Origin of the sequence: Stenotrophomonas capsici, from assembly GCF_034961085.1 — a bacterium.
GTDB lineage: Bacteria > Pseudomonadota > Gammaproteobacteria > Xanthomonadales > Xanthomonadaceae > Stenotrophomonas > Stenotrophomonas capsici.
In genome coordinates this window covers 1-12,280 of the sequence record NZ_JAYFUH010000240.1, presented here as the reverse complement: position 1 = coordinate 12,280, position 12,280 = coordinate 1, and the positions used below count along the sequence as shown (strand labels likewise).

At 68.4% G+C, this 12,280-nt stretch carries 12 protein-coding genes and 1 pseudogene; 9 read left to right on the top strand and 4 right to left on the bottom strand.

Annotated features, from left to right (window positions below; translation table 11 throughout):
• From VA603_RS12335 to VA603_RS12325, 3 genes are all read right to left on the bottom strand, one after another.
• The coding region (locus tag VA603_RS12335) for a TSCPD domain-containing protein (RefSeq protein ID WP_323439020.1) at nucleotides 1-567 on the bottom strand (567 nt) is incomplete at its 3' end.
• Between the two features lie 81 nt (nucleotides 568-648).
• Nucleotides 649-1,389, bottom strand: a complete 741-nt coding sequence (locus VA603_RS12330; protein WP_323439019.1) for a hypothetical protein — start codon at nucleotides 1,387-1,389, stop codon at nucleotides 649-651.
• A gap of 144 nt (nucleotides 1,390-1,533) precedes the next feature.
• Nucleotides 1,534-3,684 (bottom strand): adenosylcobalamin-dependent ribonucleoside-diphosphate reductase, encoded by a 2,151-nt coding sequence (locus VA603_RS12325; RefSeq protein WP_132863184.1) that lies wholly within the window; start codon nucleotides 3,682-3,684, stop codon nucleotides 1,534-1,536.
• 463 nt (nucleotides 3,685-4,147) lie between these two features.
• Here VA603_RS12325 and VA603_RS12320 point away from each other — a divergent pair, with 463 nt between their 5' ends.
• From VA603_RS12320 to VA603_RS12280, 9 genes are all read left to right on the top strand, one after another.
• Complete coding sequence (locus tag VA603_RS12320; protein ID WP_132863183.1) at nucleotides 4,148-5,578, top strand: Do family serine endopeptidase; 1,431 nt, start codon at nucleotides 4,148-4,150, stop codon at nucleotides 5,576-5,578.
• Between the two features lie 123 nt (nucleotides 5,579-5,701).
• Complete coding sequence (locus VA603_RS12315; RefSeq protein WP_132863182.1) at nucleotides 5,702-6,061, top strand: hypothetical protein; 360 nt, start codon at nucleotides 5,702-5,704, stop codon at nucleotides 6,059-6,061.
• A gap of 5 nt (nucleotides 6,062-6,066) precedes the next feature.
• A complete protein-coding gene (locus VA603_RS12310; RefSeq protein WP_132863181.1) occupies nucleotides 6,067-6,552 on the top strand; it encodes a phage holin family protein in 486 nt (161 codons plus the stop codon).
• The gene (locus tag VA603_RS12305; protein ID WP_323439018.1) at nucleotides 6,549-6,992 is read left to right on the top strand and encodes a protein sip-5; all 444 of its coding nucleotides are present in this window, start codon (nucleotides 6,549-6,551) and stop codon (nucleotides 6,990-6,992) included. Before VA603_RS12310 ends, VA603_RS12305 begins: the two co-directional genes overlap by 4 nt.
• Before the next feature lie 51 nt (nucleotides 6,993-7,043).
• Nucleotides 7,044-8,141: an AI-2E family transporter gene (locus tag VA603_RS12300; protein WP_323439017.1), complete on the top strand. Its 1,098-nt coding sequence runs from the start codon at nucleotides 7,044-7,046 to the stop codon at nucleotides 8,139-8,141.
• A gap of 48 nt (nucleotides 8,142-8,189) precedes the next feature.
• On the top strand, nucleotides 8,190-8,897 hold the full coding sequence (locus tag VA603_RS12295; RefSeq protein ID WP_192286903.1) for an HAD family hydrolase: 708 nt from the start codon (nucleotides 8,190-8,192) through the stop codon (nucleotides 8,895-8,897).
• 31 nt (nucleotides 8,898-8,928) lie between these two features.
• Nucleotides 8,929-10,296 (top strand): leucyl aminopeptidase family protein, encoded by a 1,368-nt coding sequence (locus VA603_RS12290; RefSeq protein ID WP_323439016.1) that lies wholly within the window; start codon nucleotides 8,929-8,931, stop codon nucleotides 10,294-10,296.
• 170 nt (nucleotides 10,297-10,466) lie between these two features.
• A complete protein-coding gene (locus tag VA603_RS12285; protein ID WP_323439015.1) occupies nucleotides 10,467-11,555 on the top strand; it encodes a catalase family peroxidase in 1,089 nt (362 codons plus the stop codon).
• Nucleotides 11,552-12,091 (top strand): cytochrome b, encoded by a 540-nt coding sequence (locus VA603_RS12280; protein ID WP_323439014.1) that lies wholly within the window; start codon nucleotides 11,552-11,554, stop codon nucleotides 12,089-12,091. The genes VA603_RS12285 and VA603_RS12280 overlap by 4 nt, the downstream gene beginning before the upstream one ends.
• Before the next feature lie 87 nt (nucleotides 12,092-12,178).
• Here VA603_RS12280 and VA603_RS12275 read toward each other — a convergent pair.
• Nucleotides 12,179-12,280, bottom strand: a pseudogene (locus VA603_RS12275) (DNA-binding response regulator); the annotation flags it as partial.

Below are 12,280 nucleotides of genomic sequence, written 5' to 3'. Positions count from 1 at the left end.
CTTGCGCTTCTCGGCGATCAGGGCGCGCTGGTGGGCGCTCATTTCCGGGTCGTGCAGCAGGCCGATGGCCTTCATGTGGTCTTCGACGATCGAGCCCAGCTCGGCCACCAGCGACGGCATGTACACGCCGCCGGCCTTGAAGTAACCACCCTTCGGGTCGAACACGGCCTTCATCTCGTCGACGATGAAGGTCACGTCGCCGCCCTTGCGGAACACAGCCGACATGATGCGGGTCAGCGCCACGATCCACTGGAAATGCTCCATCGACTTGGAGTTGATGAAGATCTCGAATGGACGGCGCAGTTCGTGCTCGGTGCCCTGGTTGAGCACGATGTCGTTGATGGTCACGTAGAAGGCGTGCTCCACCAGCGGCGACTTGATCTTGTAGGTGCTGCCGATCAGCACTTCCGGGCGCTCGATGCGCTCGTGCATGTGCACGATGTTGTCGGCCGGGGACTCGTCCTGGGGCGCCGCGACCGGGACCGCCTTGGCCGCGGCTTCGCGCGCCTTGTCGTCCGGGGTGATGACGGAATAGCCCTTGATTTTCTTGTCGATCTTGACGGCCATGGTGCGAGTCCTGGTTATGCGTTGCGTACGGATTACGGCGCCTTCCCCGTCCCGGCTGGGACGGGGGGCGCGGTGCGGCGATTACTTGCGGGTGGCCTTCTTGACCGCCTTCTTCACGGCGGTGGCCTTCCTGGCGACGGTCTTCTTGGCCGAAGCGACTTTCTTGTTCGCGGTCTTCTTGGCGACGGCGGCCTTCTTGACCACCTTCTTCTCGACGGCCTTGACCGACTTCTTGACCGCGGCGACCTTCTTGGCGGCCTTCTTCTCGACCTTCTTCACCGCCTTCCTGGCGGCGGCGGTCTTGCCGGTGACGGCCTTGGCAACCTTCTTCTCGGTGGCCTTGACCGACTTCTTCACCGCGGCAGCCTTCTTGCCCACGGCCTTGGCGACCTTCTTCTCGGCAGCCTTGACCGTCTTCTTGGCCGAGGCCACCTTGGTGGCGGCCTTCTTCTCGACCTTGGCGATGGCCTTCTTGGTCGCGGCGCGCTTGCCGGCGCCCTTCTTCTTCAGCTCGGCGGCTTCGGCCTGGGCATTGGCCTTGGCGGTCTCCAGCTTCTTGCGCACCGAGCCGACGGTCTTCTTCACTTCCTTCCTGGCGGCGGCGGCCTTCTTGGCGACGACCTTCTCCGCCTTCTTCACGGCCTTCTTGACCTTGGCCACCTGCTTCTTGGCACCGGCCTCGGCCTTCTGCGCGCCGGCCTTGACCGCGGCGACGGCGTCGCTGGCGGTGGCGGCGATCGAGTCGCCCACGTGGACGGCGGTTTCCTTCACGTTCTCGGCCACCTGCGAAACGGTCGCCGTCACACCATTACCATTGCTCATAGAGCCCTCCTCAGGGCATCGGGTCTGTCATGCGGGCGATGCTATATCGAAGCGAATGCAACGGGGAACAAACGCGCAACAACCCGGTGGCGGCGACCACCGTCTGCCGCCCCGCGCCGGAACACGGGGCGACGGCGAAGGCTCTTAGAACTTGCCGTAATAGCCTTCCTTGAGGGCATCGAACAGGTTGGCGGCGGTATGCATCTCGCCGTCGTACTCGATCTGCTCGTTGCCCTTGACCTCCACCACCTGGCCGTCTTCCAGCTCGAAGCGGTAGGTGGTGTTCTCCAGGTCCGTCTCCTTGACCAGCACGCCCTGGAAGGCGGCCGGGTTGAAGCGGAACGTGGTGCAGCCCTTCAGGCCCTGGGCGTGGGCGTAGCGGTAGATGTCCTTGAACTGCTCGTACGGGTAATCGGTCGGTACGTTGGCGGTCTTGGAGATCGAGCTGTCCACCCACTTCTGGGCGGCGGCCTGCACGTCCACGTGCTCCTTGGGCGATATGTCGTCGGCGCTGATGAAGTACTCCGGCAGCTGCGCGGCGGCGTCATCGCTGAACGGCATGGCCTGCGGGTTGACCAGCGCGCGGTAGGCCAGCAGCTCGAAGGAGAACACGTCCACCTTTTCCTTGGACTTCTTGCCTTCGCGGATCACGTTGCGGCTGTAGTGGTGCGCGAACGAGGGCTCGATGCCGTTGGAAGCGTTGTTGGCCAGCGACAGGCTGATGGTGCCGGTCGGGGCGATGGAGCTGTGGTGGGTGAAGCGCGAACCCACCGTGGCCAGTTCCTCCACCAACGCCGGCGCCACCGTGGCCACGCGCTGCATGTAGCGGCTGTAGCGGGCGTGCAGCACCTTGCCGGCGATCTTCTGGCCGACCTTCCAGCCGTCCTTCTTCATTTCCGGGCGCTGGCGCAGCATCGCGGCGGTGACGTCGAACTGCTCGTCCATGATCGGGGCGGCGCCCTTCTCGCGGGCCAGCTCCAGGCCGGTTTCCCAGCCGGCCACGGCCATGTCGCGGGCAATGGCTTCGGTGAACTCGCACGATTCCGGCGAGCCGTACTTCATCCGCAGCATGGTCATGGTGCTGCCCAGGCCCAGGAAGCCCATGCCGTGGCGGCGCTTGCGCATGATCTCGTTGCGCTGCTGCTCCAGCGGCAGGCCGTTGACCTCGACCACGTTGTCCAGCATGCGGGTGAACACACGCACCACTTCCTTGTACTCGTCCCAGTCGAAGGAGGCCTTGTCGGTGAACGGGTCGCGCACGAACTTGGTCAGGTTGACCGAGCCCAGCAGGCAGGCGCCGTACGGCGGCAGCGGCTGCTCGCCGCACGGGTTGGTGGCGCGGATGTTCTCGCACCACCAGTTGTTGTTCATCTCGTTGACGCGGTCGATCAGGATGAAGCCCGGCTCGGCGTAGTCGTAGGTGGAGACCATGATCATGTCCCACAGGTGGCGGGCGCGGATGTGCCCGTACACCTTGCAGGCCACCAGGCCGTCGTCGCGCACGATGTAGTTCTCGTGGGTCGGCCACTCGCGCCAGACCACGTCGGCGGCGTTCTGGTCGACCTCGGCCTGTTCCTTGATGTTGATCGGGAACACCAGCGGCCAGTCGGCGTCGTTGTTGACCGCGTCCATGAAGCCGTCGGTGATCAGCAGCGACAGGTTGAACTGGCGCAGGCGGCCGTCCTCGCGCTTGGCGCGGATGAAGTCCTTCACGTCCGGGTGCGACACGTCGAAGGTGCCCATCTGCGCGCCGCGACGGCCACCGGCCGAGGACACGGTGAAGCACATCTTGTCGTAGATATCCATGAAGGACATCGGCCCGGAGGTGTAGGCGCCGGCGCCGGCGACGAACGCACCGCGCGGACGCAGGGTGCTGAACTCATAGCCGATGCCGCAGCCGGCCTTCAGGGTCAGGCCGGCCTCGTGGACCTTCTCCAGGATGCCGTCCATCGAGTCGGTGATGGTGCCCGAGACGGTGCAGTTGATGGTGCTGGTGGCCGGCTTGTGTTCCTGCGCACCGGCATTGGAGGTGATGCGGCCGGCCGGGATCGCGCCGCGGCGCAGCGCCCAGGCGAAGCGCTCATACCAGTAGGCGCGCTTCTCGTCGGTGGCTTCGGCGTCGGCCAGGGCACGGGCCACGCGCTTGTAGGTGCCATCGATGTCCGCATCCAGCGCTTCGCCTGCCTTGGTCGTGAGGCGGTACTTCTTCTCCCAGATGTCCTGCGAGGCAGGTTGCAGGGGAATCAGGTCCGACTTGGTTTGATTGCTGACCACTTCCAGACGCACCGTACTCATGATTGTGGAAACTCTCCTGGGGCACCTTGCGGTGCGTTTGTTCTTTACCCCGGCGGGCCGGGCTGCAACGACGACGACGCGCAGGCGCGTGCTTACGCGCCTGCTGGCGGGATGGGATCGAGCCGGGGACTGCCGGTGTTCTGCATCACTGTCGCGGTCATTGCACGCCTTCCGTTGGGGTGCTTGCACCCCGAGCACTAACCCTACTGCTTGGGGACGTTTTTCACACCAACCCAACATCTAGTGGCTGATGGCCCGACCAAGCTTACCCACCGCCGGGGTGTTGTCAAACGAAAAATATGCATCTGGACTATTGCAATCCGTGCAGCCCGCACCGGCCCTGCGATTGCGGCGATGCAGAAAATTTCATTGTTGATTTAGGCGCCTGCGGCCACACTCCTGTTCAGCAATCCGTCCCACCCCGGGCCGCCCTCCGGCGCCCCTGCATGGAACCTCCCGGCTTATGCGACCGATCCCGACCCTGCTGACCCTGGCCCTGGCCGCCGCCTTCGGCGGCTTCACCGCCACCGCCATCAACGCCCACCTGGACAACCGCGCCGACGCGGCCACCCCCGTCGCCAGCGTGGTACCCGCCACCGCCGCCCTGCCGGCCTCGGTCGCCGGCCAACCGGTGCCGTCGCTGGCGCCCATGCTGGAACAGGCCATGCCGGCGGTGGTCAGCGTCAACACCAAGCAGGTGGTGCGGGTGCGCAACCCGTTCTTCGACGACCCGTTCTTCCGCCGCCTGTTCCCGCAGGTGCCGCAGGAGCGCATCAACGAGTCGCTGGGCTCGGGCGTGATCATCGACGCGGCCAAGGGCCTGGTGCTGACCAACCACCACGTCATCGACAACGCCGACGACGTGCGCGTGACCCTGGCCGACGGCCGCACCGTGCAGGCCGAGTTCATCGGCTCGGACCCGGACACCGACATCGCGCTGATCCGCATCCCGGCCGAGAAGCTCACCGCGCTGCCGCTGGGCAACAGCGACCAGCTGCGCGTGGGTGACTTCGTGGTCGCCATCGGCAACCCGTTCGGCTTCAGCCAGACCGTCACCTCGGGCATCGTCTCGGCGGTGGGCCGCAGCGGCATCCGCGGGCTGGGCTACCAGAACTTCATCCAGACCGACGCCTCGATCAACCCGGGCAACTCCGGCGGCGCGCTGGTCAACCTGGCCGGCCAGCTGGTCGGCATCAACACCGCCAGCTTCAACCCGCAGGGCAGCATGGCCGGCAACATCGGCCTGGGCCTGGCCATTCCGTCCAACCTGGCGCGCGACGTGGTCGAGCAGCTGGTCACCAAGGGCGTGGTGGTGCGCGGCACGCTGGGCGTGGAAACCCAGAACCTGACCCCGCAGATTGCCCAGGGTCTGGGCCTGGCCGAAGCCCGCGGTGCGCTGGTCACGCGCGTGCTGGCCGGTTCCGGCGCGGCCGCGGCCGGGCTCAAGGCCGGCGACGTGGTGCTGTCGATCAACGGCCAGCGCGTGGACAACGCGCAGGCGCTACACAACTTCGAAGGCCTCTCAACGGTCGGCCGCACCGTGGACCTGGACATCCGCCGCGACGGCAAGCCGCTGCAGCTCAAGGCCACGCTGAAGGAACAACCGCGCGCGCTCACCGGCGACATGCTCGACCCGCGCCTGTCCGGCGCCACCTTCGCCGACCTGCCCGAGTCGCTGCGCCAGTCCGGCCTCAACGGCGTGCTGGTCAGTGACGTGGCGCGCGGCAGCCGCGCGGCGCAGTCCGGGCTGGCCAGCGGCGATGTGATCGTGGCCGCCAGCAGCGGCGAATTCACCGACCTGGCCAGCTGGCGCGCCAGCTTCAGCCCGCGCCCGCAGCAGCTGGTGCTGAGCGTGCGCCGCGGCAACGGGGGCGGCCAGTTGTTGATGCGATGATGCCGGCGTGAGGCCGGTTTGGCCCGGCGTAACGTTCCTTACACCGCAGTACTGTTATTTGTTGCTATCTGCTGCAACCCGCGCGCCGCACGCCGGCGCACCCGCTGAAACCAGGAGATCACGATGAGCCCCACCAATACCGAGAACATGAAGGAACACCTGGGCGAGGCTGGCGCACACCTGAAGTCCGCCGCCGCCGCCGCCGGTTCGGCCGTCAAGGGCGCCACCGGTGCCGCCGCCGACGAACTGCGCCTTGGCAAGGCCAACATGAAGGCCGAGCTGTCCGACAGCGCGCTGTCCGGCCTGGCCGCCGCCGAACTGGGCGGTGCCGCCGCCAAGGAACAGGTCGATGCACTGATGGACAAGGGCAAGGACCTGATCGACAGCGCCGCCGACCTGATCCGCGAGCGTCCGCTGGCCTCCTTCGGCGTGGCCTTCGCCGCCGGCTGGATCATCGCCAAGCTCGCCCGCAGCAACGACTGACCGGCGTGAGCGAAGCCGCAACACCGCCACCGGAAGAACAGCCCACCCCGGATCCCAAGCCGGGGCTGGAAGAAAGCATCCGCCAGGTCGGCGCCGCCGGCCGGCAGACGCTGGATTCGGCGTCGGACACGCTGCGCTCACTGCGACGGTTGGCCTCGGCCGACCTGGCATTGGCCCGCAGCGCGTTCGGCCGGGCGCTGGCCTGGAGCGGCGTGGCGATCGTTTTCGGCGCCTCGGCGTGGCTGCTGCTGGCGGCCACGCTGGTGGCCCTGCTGCAGTACCTGGGGCTGTCGCTGTTCGTCGCGCTGCTGATACCCACCCTGGCCAGCCTCCTCGTCACCGGCTACGCCATCTGGCGGGTGTCCTACTTCTTCCACCACACCGGCATGCACGCCACCCGCCGCCAGCTTTCGCGCATGGGCCTGTTCGACGAGCCCAGCGACGAGGATCCGGATGCCGACGTGAAGGTACCGGGGGAGAACACGCCATGAAGTTCGAAGCCCTGCAGCGTCGCGTGCGCCGCGCCGAAGCCGTGGTGCAGGTCCGCGGCGAGGAGACCACGCAGCGCTGGGATGCACTCAACCAGGCCTGGCGCAGCGCGTGGACGCCGGGCCGCATCGTCGTGGTCGGCCTGGCCGGCGGCTTCCTGGCCGGCAAGCTGGAACCCGGCGGTGCGTTCAGCGGTGCCCGCTGGCTGCAGATGATCGGCTCGGTCTCCGGGCTGGTCGCTTCGGCGCAGGCATCGGTGGCCTCGTTCGCCGCGGCGGCGGCAGGCATGGCCGCCGCGCAGGCGTCCGATGCCGCCGACGAGGCCGAGCAGGCCGCCGACGAAACCGCCGAACCGGCGGGCGCCGAGCCGGCACCGACCCGCCCGCGCAACGCGGCCCAACCCGGGCCCGCCGAAGCCGCGACGGAACTGTCAGAATCCTGACCCGGGCCCGGCCTCACGCCGCGCCCTTCCGTCTGCCGGAGCGTCGCCTGCATGTCCGAGCCCCTGTCCGAGCCGTCACCGCAACCGGCGGCCCCCGCGCCGCTGCCGCCACGCCCGCGTGCCTCCACCGCCCTGGTGGTACTGGCCACGCTGGCCGTCGGCTACACGCTGTGGGCGGCACAGACGGTGATCCTGCCGGTGCTGCTGGCCGCGTTCCTGGCGTTGGTCGGCAACCCCATCATCCGCCTGCTGCAGAAGCTGCGCCTGCCACGCTTCCTGGCCGCGCTGCTGGTGCTGCTGCTCGGCCTGGCCGGCAGCGTGGCGCTGGCGGTGCAGCTGGCCGGGCCGGCCACCGAGTGGGTACAGCAGGCCCCGCAGCAGATGCGGCAGATCTCGCGCCAGGTACAGGCGCTGGTCAAGCCGGTGCAGCAGGCCAACCAGGCCGCCGAGAGCTTTGCCCGTGCCGCCGGCGGCGAAGGCAATCGCAAGGTGCAAGTGGTCCGCACCCAGCTCGATGACCCGTACAAGGCACTGGTGCGCACCCCCAAGCTGGCCGCCTCGGCGCTGGCGGTGGTGCTGCTGACGCTGTTCTTCATGATCTACGGGCAGAGCCTGCAGCGGCACGTGATCGACCTGCTGCCCAACCGCCAGCAGAAGCGCTTCACCGCCGACATCCTGCGGTCGATGGAGCGGGAGATCTCGCGCTACGTGCTGACCATCACCGTCATCAACATCGCCCTGGGGCTGGTGCTGTCCGGCGTGCTGATGCTGCTGGGCATCGGGCTGTCCGAGGCACTGCTGTGGGGCACGGTGGCGGCGCTGCTCAACTTCGCCCCCTACGTGGGCCCGCTGATCGGTATCGCGCTGATGCTGCTGGTGGGCTTCGTGATGTTCGACGACCCGCTCACCGCCTGCCTGCCGGCGCTGAGCTACCTGGCCCTGCACACCTTGGAGGGGCAGCTGGTCACGCCCATCGTGCTGGGCCGCAGCATGGCGATCTCGCCGTTGATGCTGATCCTGGCGCTGATGCTGTTCGGCTGGCTGTGGGGCATCGTCGGCCTGCTGCTGGCCGTGCCGCTGCTGGTCTGCGTGAAGCTGGTGCTCAGCCGCGTGGACGGCATGCAGGGCTGGGCGCGGCTGCTCGAATAGCCTGAAGCCGTGAGGGCCAGCGCGGCGGGCTTGCCGTAAAATGGCGCGGTGAACTTTCCTGTCCTAGCCATCACCCTCGACCTGGACGACACACTCTGGCCCTTCGCGCCCATCGGCGCGCGCATCGACCAGGTGCTGCACGACTGGATGCTCGAGCACAGCCCCGCCACCGCAGCGATGTATCCGGTGGCGGCCATGCGCGAACTGCGCGAGCGTTCGTTCCGCGACAACCCGCACCTGCACTACGACCTGAGCGCCCTGCGGCGGCTGACCTTGGCCGAAGCGCTGGAGAACAGCGGGGCCAGCCCGGCGCTGCTGGAGCCGGCCTACGAGGCGTTCTACGCGGCGCGCAACCAGGTGACCTTCTACCCCGACGCGCTGGAGGCGCTGCGCCGCATCGCCGCGCGCGTGCCGGTGGCGGCGGTCAGCAACGGCAACGCCGACCTGCAGCGCATCGGCATCGGCGAGTTGTTCGCCTTCCAGCTGGGCTCGCGCGAGTTCGGCGCGGCCAAGCCGGACCCCGGCATCTTCCACGCGGCCTGCCAGAGGCTGGGCGTGGCGCATGCGCAGGTGCTGCACGTGGGCGACCACGCCGAGATGGACGTGGCCGGCGCGATGCGCGCGGGCCTGCGCGGCTGCTGGATCAACCGCGAAGCACACGCATGGACCCATCAGGAACTGCAGCCGGACCTGCAGTTCGACACCCTGACCGGACTGGCCGACTGGCTGGATGCCAACGCATCCACGCCGCGCTGAGCCGACGGCCGCCATCCGATACGAGACAGACATGACCCCGATCAACGGCTTCACTACCGACATCGCCAACGCCCTGCCGCTGTACGTGCTCGACCGCGACGGCTTCGCTGCATGGGCGGCCACCCAGCCGCCCGCCGTGCAGGCCTGGCTGGCCAGCCAGCAGTTCAACGCCGCGGCCAACAGCGTGGCCCTGCTGCCGGGCAGCAACGGCATCGCCGGCGCGGTGCTGGGCGTGGGTGACCGCGCCGATGCCTATGCCTACGCGCATGGCCCGTTCGCACTGCCGGCCGGCACCACCTGGCAGCTGGCCAATGAACTGGATGCGGCCAGCATCACCACCCTGCAGCTCGGCTGGGGCCTGGGCAGCTACCGCTTCGCACGCTACCGCAAGCCGGCGCGCGCGCCGGCACAGCTGGTCGCCAGCCCCGCGCAGGAAGTGCTGGACGTGGTCACCGCCTGCCTGCGCGTGCGTGACTGGGTCAACACGCCCACCGAGGACATGGGCCCGCAGCAGCTGGAAGACGCCGCGCGCGAACTGGCCGACGCCCACGGCGGCACGCTGGAAGTGATCGCCGGCGACGAACTGCTGGAAATGAACTTCCCGACCATCCACGCCGTCGGCCGCGCCTCGCACCGGGCGCCTCGCCTGATCGTGCTGCGCTGGGGCAAGGACGATGCGCCGCACCTGGCGCTGGTCGGCAAGGGCGTGTGCTTCGACACCGGTGGGCTGGACCTGAAGCCGGCCGACGGCATGCGCAACATGAAGAAGGACATGGGCGGCGCCGCGCACGCACTGGCGCTGGCCGGGCTGGTGATGGCGCAGCAGCTGCCGGTGCGGCTGACGCTGGTGGTGCCGGCGGTGGAGAACGCGGTGGGCCCGGATGCCTTCCGTCCTGGCGAGGTGATCACCACGCGCAAGGGCATCACCGTGGAGATCGACAACACCGACGCCGAAGGCCGCCTGATTCTGTGCGACGCGCTGACCTACGCCAGCGAGCAGCAGCCGGAGGCAATCATCGATTTCGCCACGCTCACCGGTGCGGCCCGCATCGCGCTGGGCCCGGACCTGCCGGCGCTGTTCTCCAACAACGACACGCTGGCCAACCAGTGGCTGCAGGCCGGCGACGCCACGCGCGACCCGCTGTGGCGCATGCCGCTGTGGCGCCCCTACCTGCGCTACCTCAACAGCGGCATCGCCGACCTGGCCAATTCCGGCTCGCGCATGGCCGGCTCGGTCACCGCCGCGTTGTACCTGGAGCGCTTCATCAACGACGGCCAGGTGTGGGCGCACCTGGACGTGTATGCCTGGAACGACGGCGAACGCCCGGGCCGTCCGGCCGGCGGCGAAGCCTTGGCCCTGCGCTCGGCCTGGGCGATGCTGAAGGCGCGCTACGCCTGAGCTGGAGCCGGGCATTACCCGGCCTTCGGTTGAGCCCACGGATCCCCGCCTCGGCGGGGATCCGTCGTTTTGGCAAATGTTGGCGAAAAAGTGAATATTCGCCCGACGGATTTTCTGACAGCATCCCTGCGTCGCCCACCCACACGCATCGTGAAGGCAGGAACTCCGTCATGTCGCTTTTCGGCAATACCCGCGCCGCCCGTTCGCCGCTGCCATGGATCGCGCTGATCGCGTTGATCGTCGGCCTGCTGGCACTGGCCTTCGCCTGGCTGGCCGGCTGGATCGGCCGCGACCGCGCCACCGCCCAGGCCTTCACTGACAGCATCGAAGCCACCGGGCCGGCGCATCCGGGCTTCCGCCGTGCGCATGCCAAGGGCATGTGCGTGCAAGGCACCTTCCAGGGCACGCCGGAAGGCGCGGCACTGAGTTCGGCCCGCGTGTTCGCGCAAGCGCAGGTGCCGGTGCTGGGCCGCCTGTCGATCGGCGGTGGTGACCCGCACGGCGCCGACGCCAACGCGCGCGTTCGCAGCATGGCGTTGCAGCTGATCAGCGATGACGGGCAGGAATGGCGCACCGCGATGAACAGCTTCCCGTTCTTCGCCGTGCCCACGCCCGAGGCCTTCCTCGAACAGACCCGCGCCGGCATCCCCGATCCGGCCACCGGCAAACCGGACCCGGCGAAGATGGCCGCGGTGCAGGCGAAGTACCCGTCGGCACGTGCGTTCGGGCAGTGGGCCAGGACCGCGCCGTGGTCCAACAGCTGGGCCAACACCGACTACAACGGGGTCAACAGCTTCCGCTTCATCGCCGCCGACGGCAGCGAGCACTTCGTGCGCTGGAGCATGCGCCCACAGGCACCGTTCGTGGAGATGACGCCGGAACAACGCGCGCAGGCCGGGCTGGATTACCTGGCCGACGAATTCCAGCAACGGCTGGCGCAGGGCCCGGTGCGCTGGGACATGTGGGTGACCCTGGCCGAGGCCGGCGACCCGGTCGATGATCCCTCGCAGGTGTGGCCCGGGCAGCGCCGCCAGGTCAAGGTCGGCACGCTCAGCCTGACCTCGATGCAGGCGCAGGCCGACGGTGCCTGCCGCGACCTCAACTACGACCCGTTGATCCTGCCGCGTGGCATCAAGGGTTCCGATGACCCGATCCTGGCCGCGCGCTCGGCGGTGTATTCGCAGTCATTCAACCGCCGCGAGCGCGAGATCGCCAGCGGCAAGGCAGCCGACGCCACCGGCAAGGAAGGTGCACGATGAGCCGCGATGCAGGCCACTTCAATCTCACCGCCCGCGTCCTGCACTGGCTGATGGCGGCGATGATCCTGACCATGGTGTTCGTCGGCGTGAGCATGGTCGCCTCGCTGCATTGGCGCCCGGTGCTGATCGACCTGCACCGCCCACTCGGCATCGCGATCCTGTTGCTGGTGCTGGTGCGCCTGTACAACCGCCTGCGCCACCGGCCGCCACCGCTGCCGGCCGACCTGCCGGCGTGGCAGGCCGCCGCCGCGCATGCTTCGCATTGGCTGTTGTACGGGTTGATGCTGGCGATGCCGTTGATCGGCTGGTCGATGCTGTCGGCGGGTGGTTACCCGATCGTGATGTGGTCGGGCCTGAACCTGCCACCGATCGCCCCGCACGATCCGGCCCTGTACGCCGCGCTGCGCAACGCGCACAGCCTGCTGGCCTACGTGTTGTTCGCCACCGTGCTCGGGCATCTGTCGGCGGCGCTGTTCCACCTGTGGGTGCGCCGCGACGGCGTGTTCCAGGCGATGGCGCGCGGCAAGCCGCATTGAATCTCGTAGGGGCGGCCTTGGTCGCGAAGCCAGTGTCGTCGGATGACGCAGGCATTCCCGGCTTCGCGGCCGAAGCCGCTCCTGCGGTTATAGCCAGCCTTTCTGGCGGGCCAGGCGATGGGCCTCGATGCGGTTGGCCACGCCCAGCTTGCCGATGCACTCGGACAGGTAGTTGCGCACGGTGCCGTG

Excerpts from the sequence above, each read along its gene's own strand:
- VA603_RS12330 (WP_323439019.1), bottom strand. The coding sequence starts at position 1,389 with ATGAGCAATGGTAATGGTGTGACGGCGACCGTTTCGCAGGTGGCCGAG.
- VA603_RS12325 (WP_132863184.1), bottom strand. The coding sequence starts at position 3,684 with ATGAGTACGGTGCGTCTGGAAGTGGTCAGCAATCAAACCAAGTCGGAC.
- VA603_RS12320 (WP_132863183.1), top strand. The coding sequence starts at position 4,148 with ATGCGACCGATCCCGACCCTGCTGACCCTGGCCCTGGCCGCCGCCTTC.
- VA603_RS12315 (WP_132863182.1), top strand. The coding sequence starts at position 5,702 with ATGAGCCCCACCAATACCGAGAACATGAAGGAACACCTGGGCGAGGCT.
- VA603_RS12305 (WP_323439018.1), top strand. The coding sequence starts at position 6,549 with ATGAAGTTCGAAGCCCTGCAGCGTCGCGTGCGCCGCGCCGAAGCCGTG.
- VA603_RS12300 (WP_323439017.1), top strand. The coding sequence starts at position 7,044 with ATGTCCGAGCCCCTGTCCGAGCCGTCACCGCAACCGGCGGCCCCCGCG.
- VA603_RS12290 (WP_323439016.1), top strand. The coding sequence starts at position 8,929 with ATGACCCCGATCAACGGCTTCACTACCGACATCGCCAACGCCCTGCCG.
- VA603_RS12285 (WP_323439015.1), top strand. The coding sequence starts at position 10,467 with ATGTCGCTTTTCGGCAATACCCGCGCCGCCCGTTCGCCGCTGCCATGG.
- VA603_RS12280 (WP_323439014.1), top strand. The coding sequence starts at position 11,552 with ATGAGCCGCGATGCAGGCCACTTCAATCTCACCGCCCGCGTCCTGCAC.